Origin of the sequence: Paenisporosarcina sp. NPDC076907 (assembly GCF_050269735.1) — a bacterium.
Lineage (GTDB): Bacteria > Bacillota > Bacilli > Bacillales_A > Planococcaceae > Paenisporosarcina.
The window spans coordinates 254,128-268,953 of sequence record NZ_JBNNIX010000003.1; the positions used below are offsets into that span (position 1 = coordinate 254,128).

Genomic DNA, 14,826 nt, shown 5'->3' on the forward strand with positions numbered 1-14,826 from the left:
GTCGAGCTTTCGTTGCGCTTATTCTATCAGCCTTTTTTATACTCGATGCGATACACGTCATGGCGACGGTCTTTTAATTGCTTGACGGTACCATCTTGACGCTGACGACGTAAAATTTCTAAATCCACGTCACCGATTAACACCATTTCCAAGTTCGGGTTTGTTTCTCCTACAATTCCGTCACGGGCAAATTCAAAGTCAGACGGTGCATATATACCCGATTGAGCATATTGAATGTCCATGTTTTCGGTTTGAGGTAAGTTACCAACAGTACCTGAAATAACCGTGTAAATTTGATTTTCAACCGCGCGGGCCTGTGCACAATATTTCACGCGTAAATAACCTTGTCGATCTTCCGTACAGAAAGGTGCGAAAATAATGTTGGCACCCATGTCCGTTGCAATACGCGCAAGTTCCGGAAACTCAATATCATAACAGATCTGAATCGCAATTTTTCCGCAATCGGTATCAAAGACGCGGACAGAATCGCCAGCGCTGATTCCCCACCATTTTCTTTCATTAGGTGTGATATGGATTTTATATTGCTTTTCAATTGATCCGTCACGACGGAATAAATACGCGATGTTGTAAATCTCATCGTCTTCTTCTTTAACGAAATGTGAACCACCAATAATATTGACGTTATAGCGGACAGCCAAATCGGTAAATAGTTCGATATATTGAGGCGTGAATTCAGTCAATCGACGAATCGCACGACTTGGAGACGGTTCATTTAAAAATGACATTAACTGAGTGGTGAAAATCTCTGGGAATACCACAAAATCAGAATGTGCATCCGACGCTACGTCAACGAAGTACTCACATTGATTTGCCAAATCATCAAATGATTCAATAGCACGCATCATGTACTGTACAACACAGATACGGACAGGGTAGCTAGTTTTGAAATGACGTTTCGACATTGGTTTATAGTCAACATTGTTCCATTCCATTAAAGTCGCATATTTGCCTGATGCCGTATCGTCCGGTAGGTAATTCGGGTTAATACGCATAAGCGTGAAACCATTCATAATTTGGAATGTCAGAACAGGGTCATAAATTTTATGGCGTGATACAGCATCCACATACTCACGTGGCATCATTTCATCTGAATGTTTATGGTAATTCGGAATACGTCCACCGATAATGATGGATTTCAAATTAAACTGTCGAGCAATTTCTTTACGCGCCTCATATAAACGCTGTCCTACTTTCATGCGTCGATATTCGGGATGCACCATTACTTCGATGCCATACATATTGTATCCTTCTGGATTGTGATTCGTTATATAACCATCGTCTGTTACATCTGACCAGGAATGGCGGTCATCGTATTCATCGAAATTTATAATAAGACTCGAACATGAGCCAATAATATGTCCATCCAGTTCTGCGACCATCTGGCCTTCAGGAAAAATACTTAAATGACTGCGCAGTTGATCTACTTTCCATGGGTCCATCCCTGGAAAGCAAAGCTTTTGCATTGCTAAAATCGGTTCTATATCATCCATGGTTGTCTGTCTGATAACCATTTTCATTTCAAATTGGGATAAATCGAATTGCTCTGACATGTAAATCGTCTCCTTCACAAAAGCTTCATATTCATTATATCGGACTGCAGACTAGGTGGAAAATATTTTACTTGTTTCACACTTAGAATTATAATTTGATAAGAGTTTACCCTCAGAAGTGGAGATTAGAACATGTCAAAAAAATCAGAGAATATGTTATTGTTTATGTGGGTCGTTTCTTTAGCAGCAACAATGGGGTCCTTATTTTTCTCAGAAATCAGGCATTATGAACCGTGTGAGTTATGTTGGATTCAACGCATTTTCATGTATCCACTCGTAATAATTCTAGGGATTGCCTATGTACAGAAAAATGCACGCATTGCTGTTACGACTGCAACGTTTTCCGTAATTGGTGGAGCAATTTCGTTATACCATTATGGTCTACAAAAAATTACCTTTTTATCAGAAAACGCACCTGCCTGTGGGCGTGTATCTTGCACAGGTGAATATATCAACATCTTTGGATTCATCACGATTCCATTTTTGGCCCTAACTGCATTTATTCTTATCGCTATTACAAGCTTCATGTTGTTGAGAGTTTTGAAGGAGGAAAAGTAGAATGAAGAAGTTATTAATTATTGGTGGAATCATCGTAGCCGTATTTGCTTTATTGATCGTCCTGAACAATGCGTCTAACAAAAATAAATTAGCTGACAATCCTTACGGTACAAATGACTTAAAACAAGAAACAATTGACCAATTGGACGATGAAAACTATCAAAATATCATTCTACCTGATGACTTACAAGAAAAAGTGGAAAGCGGTGAACCCGTAACTGCTTACTTCTTCAGTCCAATCTGTAGCCACTGTAAAGCAATGACGCCTGTATTAATGCCAATTGCAGAGGATATGGACGTAGACTTAGTGCAATACAATATTTATGAATTCGAACAAGGTTGGGAAGATTATTTGATAGAAGCAACTCCAACAATGATTCATTTTGAAGATGGAAAAGAAGTTGCTCGTATGGTCGGCAATCAACCAGAAGAAAATATTAAAACATTTTTCAATGATGTTGTATTAAAATAGAAGATACTGTAGACCATGTCATCGTACATGGTCTATTTTTAGGAGGACTGCAAAATGATTAAAACTTTTCAATATGAACTGCAAACAGACAATATTACCATTGAACAACTTCTGCGTGATGACTTTCAAATTGGTAAAAAAATCATGCATGAAATGCGTATGGCCAAAAGCATCGTGAATGAAAATGGAGAACCGATGGTATGGCAACATCATTACCCAAAAGGGACTAAACTGACATTCAATGTGAAGGTAGAACCCTCTTCTTATGTAGCAACACAAACTTGTGAAGTGCCCATCCTGTTTGAAGATTCACATATTCTGGTCGTTTCAAAGCCAGCCGATATGGCAACACATCCAAACGAGCCAGGTCAGACAGGCACTTGCATGAACCATGTCATGTCGTATATTAATAAACAAGGTGGCGTTTATGCTGAGCATGTTCATCGCCTCGATCAAGGTACGAAAGGTTTAGTATTGATTGCCAAACATCCGCTCATTAAGTCCATGCTTGACCGTATGCTTGAAGACAAACAAATCATCCGTGTATACGAAGCAATTGTCGATGGCTACATGACACAAAAAAATGGAACGATTCGCACGCCGATCGGGAAGGATCGTCATGATTCAACTCGCCGGACAGTCTCTCCATCTGGTCAAACAGCGATCACGCACTTTGAAGTTGTTGGACAAGACTCGAATTTTACAAAAGTACACGTGATTTTGGAAACCGGACGTACGCATCAAATCCGCGTTCACTTAAGTTCAATCGGCCACCCAGTTACAGGCGATAGACTATATGGTTCAAGAACACGAGCAGACAATTATTCACTACAAGCGAAAAAACTTCAATTTGTCCACCCGATTACAAAAGAAATGATTGTTGTGGAAGATTATAAGTAACTCACCTTTCTTCACTTGAAGTATGAAACAAGTCGAAAGCCAACATCGATTTAGATGTTGGCTTTTTTCTGCTTTATTTCACTTTAATTCCCAGTGAATTATTGGTCGTTTAAATAAACTTCATTATTGCATAAACATCAATATTGTATTAATAATCGAAAAAGTAAAACCTGCACTCCAAACACAGCCTAAAATCTTTTGATTATGTATGTTTCTGTTTTGCTTTAATTTTTCCAAGAGCTGCACTAAATTAATAAACCATAGGACAGAAAACAATGGAGCACTTATGAAAAATAACATTTCCATTTTAAATCTCCCACCTCTCACTATACTGACAATTAAACATTCTACAGATATTTCCAAATCCCTTTTATGCAGATAAGAAAATGAAAAAAGAGATTCCCTTGAAGAATCTCTTTTTGTATTTAATCTATTAAGCCATATCGATTTTTACGAAAAATTAGGAGGTAATTGGATAGTTGCAACGAAATCTCGAAAGTTGCAACCAAATTAGGAAAGTTGCAACAAACACAGTAAAAGTTGCAACCAAATCCGAAAAGTTGCAACCAAATAATAAAAAGCGATGTTTTTATATGCAATCCAAGACAACTATTGATCAAATAAAGACCCTGAGGCAGTGACAGCGTCACTTCCCCAGGGTCTTTTTGTTCAGGTTAATGGTGGCAGTGGATTAAATATTAAAAATTAAACGAAAAATTGTCTGGATCTGCACCCGTGCGTTCATTTAAATTCAATGAATCAATATTTTTCATGTCTTCAAATGATAACTCGAAGTCAAACACATCAGCATTGGACGCGATTCTTTCTGGAGTCACCGATTTTGGAATCACTATCAAGTCGTGCTGCAAGTGCCAGCGGATGATGATCTGAGCTGGTGTTTTTCCATATTTATTACCCATGCGTACCAAAGACGGCTCATTAAGAAGACCACCTCGCGCCAGTGGCGACCAAGATGTTACCGCAATCTGGTTGTCTGCACAAAACGATCTCAGGTCATACTGAGTAAGACGTGGACTTAACTCGATTTGATTGACCATCGGTTTAACATTCGCTTTTGCAAAAATTTCTTCCAAGTGATGCTGATGATGGTTGGACACACCTGTCGCACGAATCAATTTTTCTTCATACAATCGTTCAATCGCACGATATGTATCAACGAAAGTTTCTTTGACCGGCCAATGAGTTAAGTATAAATCCAGATAGTCAAAACCAAGGAGTTCCAGTGATTTTTCAAAAGCTCGCAATGTCTGATCATAACCTTGATCGGAGTTCCAAACTTTCGTCGTAACAAAAACATCTTCGCGTTTTAGACCTGAAGCCCTGACTGATTCGCCAACTTCTTTTTCATTGGCATATAAAGAAGCCGTATCGATTGCACGATATCCTACTTGAAGAGCCGTTGTCATAGCTTTGACCGCTTCCTCAGGGTTCGTCATTTTATATACACCTAATCCTAGGCGAGGCATCTCTATGCCGTTATGTAATGTTTTGGTGGACTGCAAAGTAAATGTCATGTTCTTCATCCTTTCCATTTGTTCTATCTTCTTATATACATTGTACAAATTGAATCTGTATTTTACGAGCGAGATGATTTTTTCTCCAAAAACTATTGCACTTTGCTCTAAAAACGAATATTATATGGAATGTTGGTTATTTCGTTCGTCTTTTTGAAAGGAGACACACTATGTTTCGCTTAAATGAGCATAATACTAATGTAAAAACTGAAATTCTCGCAGGTATGACAACATTCCTGACGATGGTTTATATCGTAATCGTAAATCCAGTAATCTTGGCCGATGCTGGTGTACCTTTTGATCAAGTCTTTCTAGCAACTATAATTTCAGCAGTTGTAGGTACATTATGGATGGGATTATTTGCAAACTATCCGATCGCCATTGCACCAGGTATGGGTTTAAATGCATTTTTCACTTACACCGTTGTTATTTCATCCAATGGAGAAATTAATTACATCTCAGCATTTTCAGCTGTATTTATTGCCGGACTATTATTTATCATTTTATCTTTAACACCTTTACGTAAAAAATTAATCGAAATTATCCCTGAAAATTTAAAACATGGTATTACTGCAGGTATCGGTTTGTTTATAGCTTTTATCGGTCTGCGCCTATCTCTATTAGTTGAAGCTCATCCCCAAAACTTAGTGAAACTTGGCGATTTAACTAGTGCACCCGTTTTACTGACACTGTTCGGATTGCTCATTACGTTGATATTGATGGTCATGAATGTTTACGGCGCATTATTCTACGGAATGATTGCTACAGGTATTGTTGCTTTCTTTACAGGTCAATTAAAGTTTGAGTCAACATTAATGAAACTGCCTTCTTTACCAGAAGGCATTATTGTATGGAATCCTGCAGTAGCTTTTATGGACGTATTCAATTATGGCATGTTCGGCATCGTGATTTCATTCCTTCTCGTTACGTTATTCGATACAACGGGAACGATGATTGGTGTTGCGAAACAAGCTGGTTTAATGAAAGGCAATAAAATGCCACGTGCACGACAAGCTTTGCTGGCTGATTCAGTTGCGACGACTGTTGGGGCAATGTTTGGAACTAGTCCTACATCCGCATACATCGAATCATCTTCAGGTGTTGCAGTAGGTGGTCGTACAGGATTAACTTCTGTTACAGTCGCCGTTCTATTCATCATCGCTGCATTCTTTGGACCGCTCGTTTCTTCACTTTCAAGTGTTGCTGCTATTACAGCACCTGCTTTAATTATTGTCGGTAGTTTGATGATCAGTGCCGTTAAACATATTGATTGGGATTCTTTTGATGAAGCCTTCCCTGCTTTCATTATTATTTTGACAATGCCACTTACATCAAGTATTGCCACAGGTATTGAACTTGGATTCATCCTATATCCTTTATTGAAAATCTTTAAAGGCCAGGCACGAAAAGTACATCCTTTACTCTATATCTTCGCTGCCCTGTTCCTGTATCAATTATTGTTCTTGCCACACTGATAAAAAAACGACTGAAGTCTTTGGACCTCAGTCGTTTTTACGTTTATGAACCGGCTCTGCTTCATCTGATTGCACAGGATCGGAAACTCGGTGATCTCTTTTCAATTCATGTTCATCGCGCATTTTCTCCATTTGACGGCCAAGCTGTTTCATCTCTTCCATCGATGAAGCCATTGAACCATTCTCAGGACCTTGTTCTTTTTTCGACATTTCGCTCAGCTCCTTTTTGTTATCGTATAAGAACGATACTTGGAATGCAACTTTTGCAATGAACGAATTTCGCCATATTTGTCTCGATGAGAATATTTCTTTTTGAAATGAAGTAAGCTATACTTAGGTATGATATTGTAATACTCTCAAAAGGAGGCAACAAAAATGAGCTTACTACTTATTATTGGTGTTACTGTTGCATTCCTTGCTGCGATTTTCACGGCAGGGTACGATGACAAACCAGGTGCATCTGAAAAGAAATAATCATGTAAAACGGGATTGCTAGTATATAGCAATCCCGTTTTTTTAATCTAAATTCGGATAATCTTGTTGACGCAGTGCTTCATAAATTAAAATAGCAGCTGTATTCGACAAGTTCAATGAGCGTACATTATCATTCATCGGAATGCGGAGGCATCGGTCTTGATTTGCGTCGATTAGTTCACGTGGCAGACCAGAAGTTTCTTTTCCGAACACGAAAAAGTAATCTTTCTCAATTTCATTATAGTTATACGTAGTATGTGGCTTAGATCCATGCTTTGTAAGGAAGAAAAACTCTCCTTCCGGGTATTTGGCAAACAGCTCATCCAGACCATCATAATAATGAATATCAACATGTTCCCAGTAATCAAGTCCAGCTCGTTTCAACATTTTATCGTCGGTTGAAAATCCTAATGGACGAATTAAATGCAACTTCGTATCCGTTCCTGCACACGTACGTGCAATGTTTCCTGTATTTGCAGGAATAAGTGGTTGGTAAAGCACCACATGTATAGCCATTTTCCGTCACTTCCTCAATGTATGGTTTCAAAGGATAGCCCTTTGTGAATTTCTTCAATCACTTCTGGATCTTTCTCAACTGTTAAAGCTTTTTGCAAAGCATCCATTCCTTCAGATGTACCAATCTTACCGATGGCCCATGCAGCTGTGCCACGGATCACCGGTCTTTCATCCGTTTGCAGTAAGTCAATCAAATCTGGAATAGCACTTTCTTCTTTAAAATGTGCCAATGCTAAAATGGCATTCCTTTGGATAGGTTTCTTCCCTCTCCAGGAACCGGACACATGGCCGAATTTCGATTTGAATTCCTTGTTGCTCATTTTCAATAATGGTAACAGCAACGGCTTTGCAATTTCAGGGTCAGGCTGAAAGTCGATTTGATGCATATTAAATTTACCTTTATTTTTGGGACAAACCGTTTGGCAAGTATCACATCCGTATATCCGATTGCCGATTTTGGTTCGGAACTCATCAGGCAAAAATGTTTTGGTCTGTGTCAGATAGGCAATACATCTTTGCGCATTAAGCTGACCACCTTCAATCAAGGCACCTGTAGGGCATACGTCCAAACACAATCGACAATCTCCACATTCATCTTCCATTGGGATATCCGGTGCAAAGGGAATGTTCGTAATAATTTCACCCAAATAAACATACGACCCGAATTCCGGTGTAATGATTGAACAATTTTTAGCACTCCATCCGATTCCTGCCCGTTCAGCAACGGCTCGGTCTGATAACTCTCCTGTGTCCACCATAGAGCGCGTTTGAGCATTTTCAACATGTTGTGCTATAAATAGTTCTAATTTGGCTAAACGGTCCCTTAACACTGTATGATAGTCGATTCCCCATGAGGCTCTCGCAAAAATGCCTCGTCTCTCACCTTTTTTCCCTTGAGGTGCATTTTCCATTCTAGATGGATAAGCAATGGCAATGGAAATAATACTCTCGGCTTCATCCAGTAAAAGCGTTGGAACGGTTCTTTTATCAAGGTCAGGCTCTTCGAAGCCAGATTGATAGCCGAGTTCCTGTTGGCGTTTTAATCGATTCTTCAACTCACGAAAAGGAGCGGAAGAAGCGAAACCGATTTTATCAATGCCAATGGAATGTGCGTATGTTATCAGTTCTTGTTGAAATTGGTTTACATTCATAAAATTTCTCCCTCCTTGTGATAAACTATTGAAAAATGAATTGTAGGTGAAAGCATGAAAGCTTCTATAGAATCGTCCATTTTTCAAATCGACGAATTTGTTAAAATAGGCATTAACCATTATACCAAATTTGTTATCTCAGAATCGCCCCAAATGTTAAAAGGTCGTATGCAATTATTTCAAGAACACTTATTTTTTGACTTACAGGACAAAGAATTAACGGATTATGAGGGAATAAAGGAATGGAGGACTCTATGGAAAAAGATTGGAGCTGACCCTGGGCGTTACCGTCCCTCCATGGAGGCCATGATGCGCCGAATTCGTAATCAAAACTATTTGCAACCTTACAACAGTGGTGTGGATTTAAATAACTTTTTTTCATTGCAATACGAGATTCCTGTAGGACTGTATGATTTACGTTCGGTTGAAGGCGATATTCACATAAAGTTAGGTTCATCTGACACATCATATACCGGAATCAATGGACGTGAAAATAATTTACATGGTATTTTAACCATCACAGATGACATTGGCCCATTTGGTAGCCCTTTTGTTGATTCGCTGCGCACGGCTGTAAGTGAACAAACCGTTGATGCCTTGCAAGTATTTTTTATTAAGCCTTCTATGTCGATTAAAGACGCTGAGCAATTAGTCGCTGCGGCAGGTAAAATGTTTACACAAGTTAACGGTGGGAATTATTCATCCGTAATTTTAAATAAGGAGCAGGTTCAATCTAACTTGCCTACTATATGATTGCATAAGAAAACCGCTTCAATCGAAGCGGTTTTTTCTATTCGTTATTGTTCTGTACACGAATGATCGTTTCTAAGCCAGCATACGTTGATCTGAAAGTTGGAATGTCTCTCTCTAAGGCTCCCATTGAAACCGCTAAATTGGGCTTGATGCCCACCAATATACATTTGGCTCCAATCAATTTAAGACAGTCGTACAGTTTTTGTATATGAAATCGTACTTCATGATCCGAATCACTAAGCCCACTTAAATCTATCAGAACATATTCAATCCGATTTTTGGAACACTCCATCAATACCGATGAAATGAGCAAGTCTGCACGCTCCGTATCAAACTCACCGATTAACGGTAAAGCAATGGTATTTTTCCATACATGTAAAATTGGAATGGAAAGTGCTTTTATCAGCTTTTCCTTCTTCTTTTCTTCTTCGGCTTTTGTGGTAACATCCATCAACATAACGATGAATCCTTCAATTTCATTCTTATCGTTATTTATTGGAGTCACGACAATATCAGTAACAAATCGGTTTTTTATCGTTATTCGTGTACGATGTGTACCATTTAAATTTCCCATCACACGTTGTTGATGCTCCGGACGTTGATGAAAGAAGTCCATATTTTTACCAATAAAATCTTCGCTGCTTTTCAAATTGTATAAAGGTGCTACCACCGTTAATAAATCTGAAGCATAGCCGTTCATCCACTTGATATGGAACTGTTTATCCGCGATAATAATATTTTCCCCAATACTATTCACTGCATTTAATACTGAGATATCGTTCGGTATTGTTCCTACATCATGCATTCTCTTCACCTTTTCCTTCAATACTATTATTAATAGTATAAACAAATATTCGATGAATGCCTAATCCATTATTATCCCTGCCATAGAAAAAGGATGACGCTAGTTAAAGGGTCATCCTTTTTAACATTGATTCTTTTTTATAAATCAGTTAGATTGACCTTTTTTAATCCATTCAGCTACTGTCACAGTGCGTTTTGCCTGATGCATCACTGCCCCTTGTACATCTTCGATCATTTTTCCATCCTGATCAACGGATACACTCGTACCATATGGATTTCCACCGGCACCATACACGACAGAGTCGGTGTAACCTGGTGCAACGACAATGGCTCCCCAGTGGTACATAGATGTATAAAGGGATAGTGTGGTTACTTCCTGTCCTCCATGTGAGTTTTGAGCAGAAGTCATGGCACTAACCGCTTTATTCGCCAACTTCCCTTTAAACCAAAGACCACCAGTCGTATCCAAGAAACTCTTCACTTGACCAGGCATATTTCCAAAACGCGTTGGAACGCTGAAAATAATCGCATCTGCCCATTCCAAATCTTCCAACTGAACCTCGGGAACATCTTTCGTTGCTTCCATATTTGCTTTCCAAGCAGGATTTGAATCAATGGCAGCTTGAGGAGCAGTTTCAGGTACTTTCACTACTTTCACTTCGGCTCCTGTTTCCTTTGCGCCTTCTTCAGCCCACTTAGCTAATTGATAGTTAGTACCTGTTGAGCTGTAATAAACGACTGCTAATTTTACATTGTTCATTTCTATCATCTCCTTTTAGAATCTACAGAAAAATATTTACATAATTCTGTGTTTCCCTATTGGAGATGTTTTATTCCTGTTTTTAATATTTGTGTTCTTTTAAGCCATAATGCTCATGCCAATCCAAAAAAGATGAAAGGCAAAAATACATAGATAACAGGCATTTGCAAAACTCAGTAAATATTTCACACTATTACCGAACTGATGAAAAGGATATTTTAAAATAAATACAGCAAAAACCGTGCTTAAAAAAAGTTTAATCATGAGAATCATAAGAGGATCTAATCTAGTTAATAGTGGATTAGCTTCCGAAATGAGCAATAATGTGATTCCTAAATAAGTGGCAATACCATCTAAACTATTTAAAATAACTAACAGCCAAGCCCAGCCAACCATTTTATCACCTTTTATACAGATTTATTGAAACAATATAACCATTGTGTTCAATTAATAAAGTGGTTAAACATATGATGAATCATCTCAGTCAACTAAATTTCATATTCTAAGTAAAGGATTCCTTCCACCTTTTATTGAATCTTTTAATGATAATAATAGACAGGAGAACTAATCTTTTTGAAAATCAACTTACTTTCTTTTTTAACTTCATACACAGTACTCTCAATCTACTTTTATTTAGTGCCTTTGCTCATACCAATGAATGATATTTTCAGATTCATGTATATGCTCAGCTTTTTTCCTGTGGCTTATCTTCTTGCAAAGATACTTTTTGGAAAAGGATTAGAAAGCTATGGACTCATTTTTTTTAATGGTTGGTATAAGAATTTAGGGATAGGATTATCAATAGGTTTTATTGGTTGGTGTTTATTATATGGAGTGCGAATTATAGTAGGGGAATATACAGTGACCGGTACACAATCTTTCACTGACAGCTTAATTGTTCTTATCATGATCTGTGCAGGATTCTTAGTAGGCTCATTAATCAGTGATATGATTGTCCGCGGTTTGGTTTTTCATCATTTCGGTAATCGTGTTTCTTTCGGAATGCTGATATTGATTGCGACCATCTTATATACTCTAGATGATATATGGTTAGAAGGATTGACGGTAAATAACTTTATATTTTCTGCCTGCTTGGGCATCAGCCTTGCATATGCTTTCTACAAGACGCATTCGATATGGGCAAATACCGGATTGCATGCTGGGTTAAATATTGCATATGGACTGTTTTTTGGAGTCACAGGAAACGTCGGGGATGGAATCATTCAATTTAAAGTAGTAGACTCCACTTTTTTCTTTTCTTCATGGCTATCTTCTTTTTTCGCATTAGTGCTGTTTTTAATTATATATATGGTCAGAACTTGGTTTGTTCAGCCTCCGGTTTCACTAGAAGCCACAAAAACACATGCTGAATATAAGGAAGGTCAAAAAATAATAACACCTTAAATCAACATATGCATAGGTCATGCCTTTTAATTATCGTAAACTTTAGTGCTGATTAAGGTTTGTTATTCTCTTCGCTATTTAAACGATTAAGCATTATTTGTGACTTATCCATAAGATACTTTGAATAAACTTAGAAATTCAGAACATCCTACATCAATATGGAGGTGAGTTTCTTTGACTACGGATAAAGGTAATATCAAACAAAAAGAAAACAAAAACTTGAAGAAGGCAAGATACGATCGTGAGGAATTTGGAGCTGGATACGATTTAAGTCCAGATGATTTAGACATTATAGGTCAAAATGATGCAGCAAAATCAAATACAAAAAAGGCGGCCAATCACCCCGTCAACAATGATAAAAAGAATGACCAACGATAAATTTGTATTTTAAGTATGCCCCCAATTTCATATAAAATAAAAAAGCAGCATCTACATAAGTAGATACTGCTTTTTTAAATGATACCCGAGGCCAGACTCGAACTGGCACGCCTTGCGGCACCGCATTTTGAGTGCGGCGTGTCTGCCATTCCACCACTCGGGCAAATAAATACGTGCAGACATAAAAATTATTATGGAGGCGGCAACCGGATTTGAACCGGTGATAAAGGTGTTGCAGACCTTTGCCTTACCACTTGGCTATGCCGCCAAATAACGTTGGAGCGGAAGACGAGGTTCGAACTCGCGACCCCCACCTTGGCAAGGTGGTGTTCTACCACTGAACTACTTCCGCAATAATACTGGGGTACCTGGATTCGAACCAGGGCGTGACGGAATCAAAATCCGTTGCCTTACCGCTTGGCTATACCCCATTAATAAGATGGGGCGAACGAGGGGAATTGAACCCCCGAATGTCGGAATCACAATCCGATGCGTTAACCACTTCGCCACGCCCGCCACAATGATAGTATATGATGTTTCTAATTAAAATATTAAAAATGGGGCGACTGAAGGGAATTGAACCCTCGAATGTCGGAATCACAATCCGATGCGTTAACCACTTCGCCACAACCGCCATTATAAAATAAAAAATTGGCAGGGGCAGTAGGAATCGAACCCACACTGGAGGTTTTGGAGACCTCAGTTCTACCTTTAAACTATGCCCCTAAAGTTGGTGGAGGGGGGCGGATTCGAACCGCCGAACCCGAAGGAACGGATTTACAGTCCGTCGTGTTTAGCCACTTCACTACCCCTCCATATGAAGATGGTGCCGGCGAAAGGAGTCGAACCCTCGACCTACTGATTACAAGTCAGTTGCTCTACCAACTGAGCTACACCGGCACGGTATTTAAAAAATAATGGTGGCTCAGGACGGAATCGAACCGCCGACACAAGGATTTTCAGTCCTTTGCTCTACCGACTGAGCTACTGAGCCACATTTGAATTGTACTAAGCTGCGAATCTCTTCTTTGCTTATTCCAATTCTTGATATTTCAAAAAAATGGCGGTCCCGACGGGAATCGAACCCGCGATCTCCTGCGTGACAGGCAGGCATGTTAACCGCTACACCACGGGACCATTTGGTTGCGGGGGCAGGATTTGAACCTGCGACCTTTGGGTTATGAGCCCAACGAGCTACCGTGCTGCTCCACCCCGCGTCAATATTATGTTATAAACACTATTGCTTCTACGCTTAAGGTAAGTTTGACATCTGCATCGGCTTTCGCCTGCTTCGATGTTACTTGCTGTCTTCGTACAGCTGCGTTGCTCCACCCTCGCGATGTTCTTTAGAACATGCAATTTAGATATTTTCATTACCCTCGGGTCTTACTATGTCGAAAGTGTTTATAGTGTAAATGGTGGAGGATGACGGGCTCGAACCGCCGACCCTCTGCTTGTAAGGCAGATGCTCTCCCAGCTGAGCTAATCCTCCTGGGTAAAATAAAAGTAAAATTGGTGACCCCTACGGGATTCGAACCCGTGTTACCGCCGTGAAAGGGCGGTGTCTTAACCGCTTGACCAAGGGGCCATATATAATAGAAGAAAATCATCTGGCGGAGAGCAAGGGATTTGAACCCTTGAGACAGTTTAACCCGCCTACACGAATTCCAATCGTGCTCCTTCGGCCACTCGGACAGCTCCCCAAGATATGGCTCCGAAGGTAGGACTCGAACCTACGACCAATCGATTAACAGTCGATTGCTCTACCACTGAGCTACTTCGGATCAATACTATATAGCCTGGCGACGACCTACTCTCACAGGGGGAAACCCCCAACTACCATCGGCGCTGAAGAACTTAACTTCCGTGTTCGGTATGGGAACGGGTGTGACCTCTTCGCCATCATCACCAGACTATTTGTTTTTTAAGACAAGATTTATTATATCAAGTCTCATGAGATTTACAAGCGTTTTTTTAAAATAAAAAAACATTTTTGTTCACTCAAAACTGGATAAACGGGTCATTGAAAACCATTCAAATTCATTTTGGTTAAGTCCTCGATCGATTAGTATTCG

15 protein-coding genes, 16 tRNA genes and 1 rRNA gene are annotated in these 14,826 nt (G+C 39.3%); 7 read left to right on the top strand and 25 right to left on the bottom strand.

The window, feature by feature from the left end; genetic code table 11:
• Positions 1-26 precede the first annotated feature (26 nt).
• Complete coding sequence (locus ACQKEV_RS12850; protein ID WP_427446645.1) at positions 27-1,571, bottom strand: GNAT family N-acetyltransferase; 1,545 nt, start codon at positions 1,569-1,571, stop codon at positions 27-29.
• Between the two features lie 132 nt (positions 1,572-1,703).
• Between ACQKEV_RS12850 and ACQKEV_RS12855 the strand changes: the two genes are divergently transcribed.
• Genes ACQKEV_RS12855 through ACQKEV_RS12865 form a run of 3 tightly spaced genes read left to right on the top strand, consistent with a single transcriptional unit; the run spans position 1,704 to position 3,501 of the window.
• Positions 1,704-2,129 (top strand): disulfide oxidoreductase, encoded by a 426-nt coding sequence (locus tag ACQKEV_RS12855; protein WP_427446646.1) that lies wholly within the window; start codon positions 1,704-1,706, stop codon positions 2,127-2,129.
• 1 nt (position 2,130) lies between these two features.
• A complete protein-coding gene (locus ACQKEV_RS12860) occupies positions 2,131-2,601 on the top strand; it encodes a thioredoxin family protein (protein WP_427446647.1) in 471 nt (156 codons plus the stop codon).
• A gap of 54 nt (positions 2,602-2,655) precedes the next feature.
• Complete coding sequence (locus tag ACQKEV_RS12865) at positions 2,656-3,501, top strand: RluA family pseudouridine synthase (RefSeq protein ID WP_427446649.1); 846 nt, start codon at positions 2,656-2,658, stop codon at positions 3,499-3,501.
• Positions 3,502-4,199: 698 nt separating this feature from the next.
• On the opposite strand, the gene ACQKEV_RS12870 is transcribed toward ACQKEV_RS12865, so the two are convergent.
• On the bottom strand, positions 4,200-5,036 hold the full coding sequence (locus tag ACQKEV_RS12870; RefSeq protein WP_427446650.1) for an aldo/keto reductase: 837 nt from the start codon (positions 5,034-5,036) through the stop codon (positions 4,200-4,202).
• 170 nt (positions 5,037-5,206) lie between these two features.
• On the opposite strand from ACQKEV_RS12870, the gene ACQKEV_RS12875 reads away from it, so the two are divergent.
• Positions 5,207-6,511, top strand: a complete 1,305-nt coding sequence (locus tag ACQKEV_RS12875; RefSeq protein WP_427446651.1) for an NCS2 family permease — start codon at positions 5,207-5,209, stop codon at positions 6,509-6,511.
• A 27-nt stretch (positions 6,512-6,538) separates the two neighbouring features.
• Here the strand turns inward: ACQKEV_RS12875 and ACQKEV_RS12880 are convergent, their stop codons facing one another.
• The 3 genes from ACQKEV_RS12880 to queG all read right to left on the bottom strand — a co-directional run bounded on the left by ACQKEV_RS12880 (position 6,539) and on the right by queG (position 8,652).
• Entirely contained in the window at positions 6,539-6,721 is a 183-nt protein-coding gene (locus tag ACQKEV_RS12880; protein WP_427446652.1) for a hypothetical protein, read from the bottom strand.
• A 306-nt stretch (positions 6,722-7,027) separates the two neighbouring features.
• Positions 7,028-7,501, bottom strand: coding sequence for a tRNA (uridine(34)/cytosine(34)/5-carboxymethylaminomethyluridine(34)-2'-O)-methyltransferase TrmL (trmL, locus tag ACQKEV_RS12885; protein ID WP_269927637.1), 474 nt, complete (start codon positions 7,499-7,501; stop codon positions 7,028-7,030).
• 14 nt (positions 7,502-7,515) lie between these two features.
• Positions 7,516-8,652, bottom strand: a complete 1,137-nt coding sequence (gene queG, locus ACQKEV_RS12890; RefSeq protein ID WP_427446653.1) for a tRNA epoxyqueuosine(34) reductase QueG — start codon at positions 8,650-8,652, stop codon at positions 7,516-7,518.
• 54 nt (positions 8,653-8,706) lie between these two features.
• Between queG and ACQKEV_RS12895 the strand changes: the two genes are divergently transcribed.
• Complete coding sequence (locus ACQKEV_RS12895) at positions 8,707-9,405, top strand: B3/B4 domain-containing protein (RefSeq protein WP_427446655.1); 699 nt, start codon at positions 8,707-8,709, stop codon at positions 9,403-9,405.
• Between the two features lie 37 nt (positions 9,406-9,442).
• Here the strand turns inward: ACQKEV_RS12895 and ACQKEV_RS12900 are convergent, their stop codons facing one another.
• The 3 genes from ACQKEV_RS12900 to ACQKEV_RS12910 form a co-directional block, all read right to left on the bottom strand.
• Positions 9,443-10,210 carry an STAS domain-containing protein gene (locus tag ACQKEV_RS12900; RefSeq protein ID WP_427446677.1) on the bottom strand — a complete coding sequence of 256 codons (768 nt, stop codon included), beginning with the start codon at positions 10,208-10,210 and terminating at the stop codon, positions 9,443-9,445.
• Positions 10,211-10,354: 144 nt separating this feature from the next.
• A complete protein-coding gene (wrbA, locus tag ACQKEV_RS12905; protein WP_427446657.1) occupies positions 10,355-10,969 on the bottom strand; it encodes an NAD(P)H:quinone oxidoreductase in 615 nt (204 codons plus the stop codon).
• A gap of 99 nt (positions 10,970-11,068) precedes the next feature.
• Positions 11,069-11,365 (bottom strand): DUF5658 family protein, encoded by a 297-nt coding sequence (locus ACQKEV_RS12910; RefSeq protein ID WP_427446659.1) that lies wholly within the window; start codon positions 11,363-11,365, stop codon positions 11,069-11,071.
• 177 nt (positions 11,366-11,542) lie between these two features.
• Between ACQKEV_RS12910 and ACQKEV_RS12915 the strand changes: the two genes are divergently transcribed.
• Together ACQKEV_RS12915 and ACQKEV_RS12920 are read left to right on the top strand one after the other, a co-directional pair.
• Positions 11,543-12,373 carry a CPBP family glutamic-type intramembrane protease gene (locus ACQKEV_RS12915; RefSeq protein ID WP_427457923.1) on the top strand — a complete coding sequence of 277 codons (831 nt, stop codon included), beginning with the start codon at positions 11,543-11,545 and terminating at the stop codon, positions 12,371-12,373.
• Between the two features lie 174 nt (positions 12,374-12,547).
• Positions 12,548-12,751 carry a hypothetical protein gene (locus ACQKEV_RS12920; protein WP_427446662.1) on the top strand — a complete coding sequence of 68 codons (204 nt, stop codon included), beginning with the start codon at positions 12,548-12,550 and terminating at the stop codon, positions 12,749-12,751.
• Positions 12,752-12,833: 82 nt separating this feature from the next.
• Here ACQKEV_RS12920 and ACQKEV_RS12925 read toward each other — a convergent pair.
• From ACQKEV_RS12925 to rrf, 17 genes are all read right to left on the bottom strand, one after another.
• Positions 12,834-12,914: transfer RNA gene (locus ACQKEV_RS12925), tRNA-Leu, on the bottom strand.
• Between the two features lie 31 nt (positions 12,915-12,945).
• Positions 12,946-13,019: transfer RNA gene (locus ACQKEV_RS12930), tRNA-Cys, on the bottom strand.
• Between the two features lie 9 nt (positions 13,020-13,028).
• A tRNA-Gly gene (locus tag ACQKEV_RS12935) sits at positions 13,029-13,103 on the bottom strand.
• A 7-nt stretch (positions 13,104-13,110) separates the two neighbouring features.
• Positions 13,111-13,182: transfer RNA gene (locus ACQKEV_RS12940), tRNA-Gln, on the bottom strand.
• A 9-nt stretch (positions 13,183-13,191) separates the two neighbouring features.
• Positions 13,192-13,267, bottom strand: a tRNA-His gene (locus ACQKEV_RS12945).
• A 42-nt stretch (positions 13,268-13,309) separates the two neighbouring features.
• Positions 13,310-13,385 (bottom strand) — tRNA-His (locus tag ACQKEV_RS12950).
• Between the two features lie 18 nt (positions 13,386-13,403).
• Positions 13,404-13,477, bottom strand: a tRNA-Trp gene (locus ACQKEV_RS12955).
• A gap of 5 nt (positions 13,478-13,482) precedes the next feature.
• Positions 13,483-13,566 (bottom strand) — tRNA-Tyr (locus ACQKEV_RS12960).
• Positions 13,567-13,575: 9 nt separating this feature from the next.
• Positions 13,576-13,651: transfer RNA gene (locus ACQKEV_RS12965), tRNA-Thr, on the bottom strand.
• Between the two features lie 18 nt (positions 13,652-13,669).
• A tRNA-Phe gene (locus ACQKEV_RS12970) sits at positions 13,670-13,745 on the bottom strand.
• A gap of 67 nt (positions 13,746-13,812) precedes the next feature.
• A tRNA-Asp gene (locus ACQKEV_RS12975) sits at positions 13,813-13,888 on the bottom strand.
• Between the two features lie 3 nt (positions 13,889-13,891).
• A tRNA-Met gene (locus ACQKEV_RS12980) sits at positions 13,892-13,968 on the bottom strand.
• Between the two features lie 199 nt (positions 13,969-14,167).
• Positions 14,168-14,243: transfer RNA gene (locus ACQKEV_RS12985), tRNA-Val, on the bottom strand.
• Between the two features lie 21 nt (positions 14,244-14,264).
• Positions 14,265-14,339: transfer RNA gene (locus tag ACQKEV_RS12990), tRNA-Glu, on the bottom strand.
• Between the two features lie 23 nt (positions 14,340-14,362).
• Positions 14,363-14,454 (bottom strand) — tRNA-Ser (locus ACQKEV_RS12995).
• A 6-nt stretch (positions 14,455-14,460) separates the two neighbouring features.
• Positions 14,461-14,535: transfer RNA gene (locus ACQKEV_RS13000), tRNA-Asn, on the bottom strand.
• A gap of 13 nt (positions 14,536-14,548) precedes the next feature.
• Positions 14,549-14,664: ribosomal RNA gene (gene rrf / locus ACQKEV_RS13005) — 5S ribosomal RNA — on the bottom strand.
• Between the last annotated feature and the right edge of the window lie 162 nt (positions 14,665-14,826).

Coding starts and splice junctions, on each gene's coding strand:
- trmL (WP_269927637.1), bottom strand. CDS start 7,501: ATGGCTATACATGTGGTGCTTTACCAACCACTTATTCCTGCAAATACA.
- ACQKEV_RS12880 (WP_427446652.1), bottom strand. CDS start 6,721: ATGTCGAAAAAAGAACAAGGTCCTGAGAATGGTTCAATGGCTTCATCG.
- ACQKEV_RS12895 (WP_427446655.1), top strand. CDS start 8,707: ATGAAAGCTTCTATAGAATCGTCCATTTTTCAAATCGACGAATTTGTT.
- queG (WP_427446653.1), bottom strand. CDS start 8,652: ATGAATGTAAACCAATTTCAACAAGAACTGATAACATACGCACATTCC.
- ACQKEV_RS12910 (WP_427446659.1), bottom strand. CDS start 11,365: ATGGTTGGCTGGGCTTGGCTGTTAGTTATTTTAAATAGTTTAGATGGT.
- ACQKEV_RS12900 (WP_427446677.1), bottom strand. CDS start 10,210: ATGCATGATGTAGGAACAATACCGAACGATATCTCAGTATTAAATGCA.
- ACQKEV_RS12860 (WP_427446647.1), top strand. CDS start 2,131: ATGAAGAAGTTATTAATTATTGGTGGAATCATCGTAGCCGTATTTGCT.
- ACQKEV_RS12875 (WP_427446651.1), top strand. CDS start 5,207: ATGTTTCGCTTAAATGAGCATAATACTAATGTAAAAACTGAAATTCTC.
- ACQKEV_RS12855 (WP_427446646.1), top strand. CDS start 1,704: ATGTCAAAAAAATCAGAGAATATGTTATTGTTTATGTGGGTCGTTTCT.
- ACQKEV_RS12865 (WP_427446649.1), top strand. CDS start 2,656: ATGATTAAAACTTTTCAATATGAACTGCAAACAGACAATATTACCATT.
- wrbA (WP_427446657.1), bottom strand. CDS start 10,969: ATGAACAATGTAAAATTAGCAGTCGTTTATTACAGCTCAACAGGTACT.
- ACQKEV_RS12850 (WP_427446645.1), bottom strand. CDS start 1,571: ATGTCAGAGCAATTCGATTTATCCCAATTTGAAATGAAAATGGTTATC.
- ACQKEV_RS12870 (WP_427446650.1), bottom strand. CDS start 5,036: ATGACATTTACTTTGCAGTCCACCAAAACATTACATAACGGCATAGAG.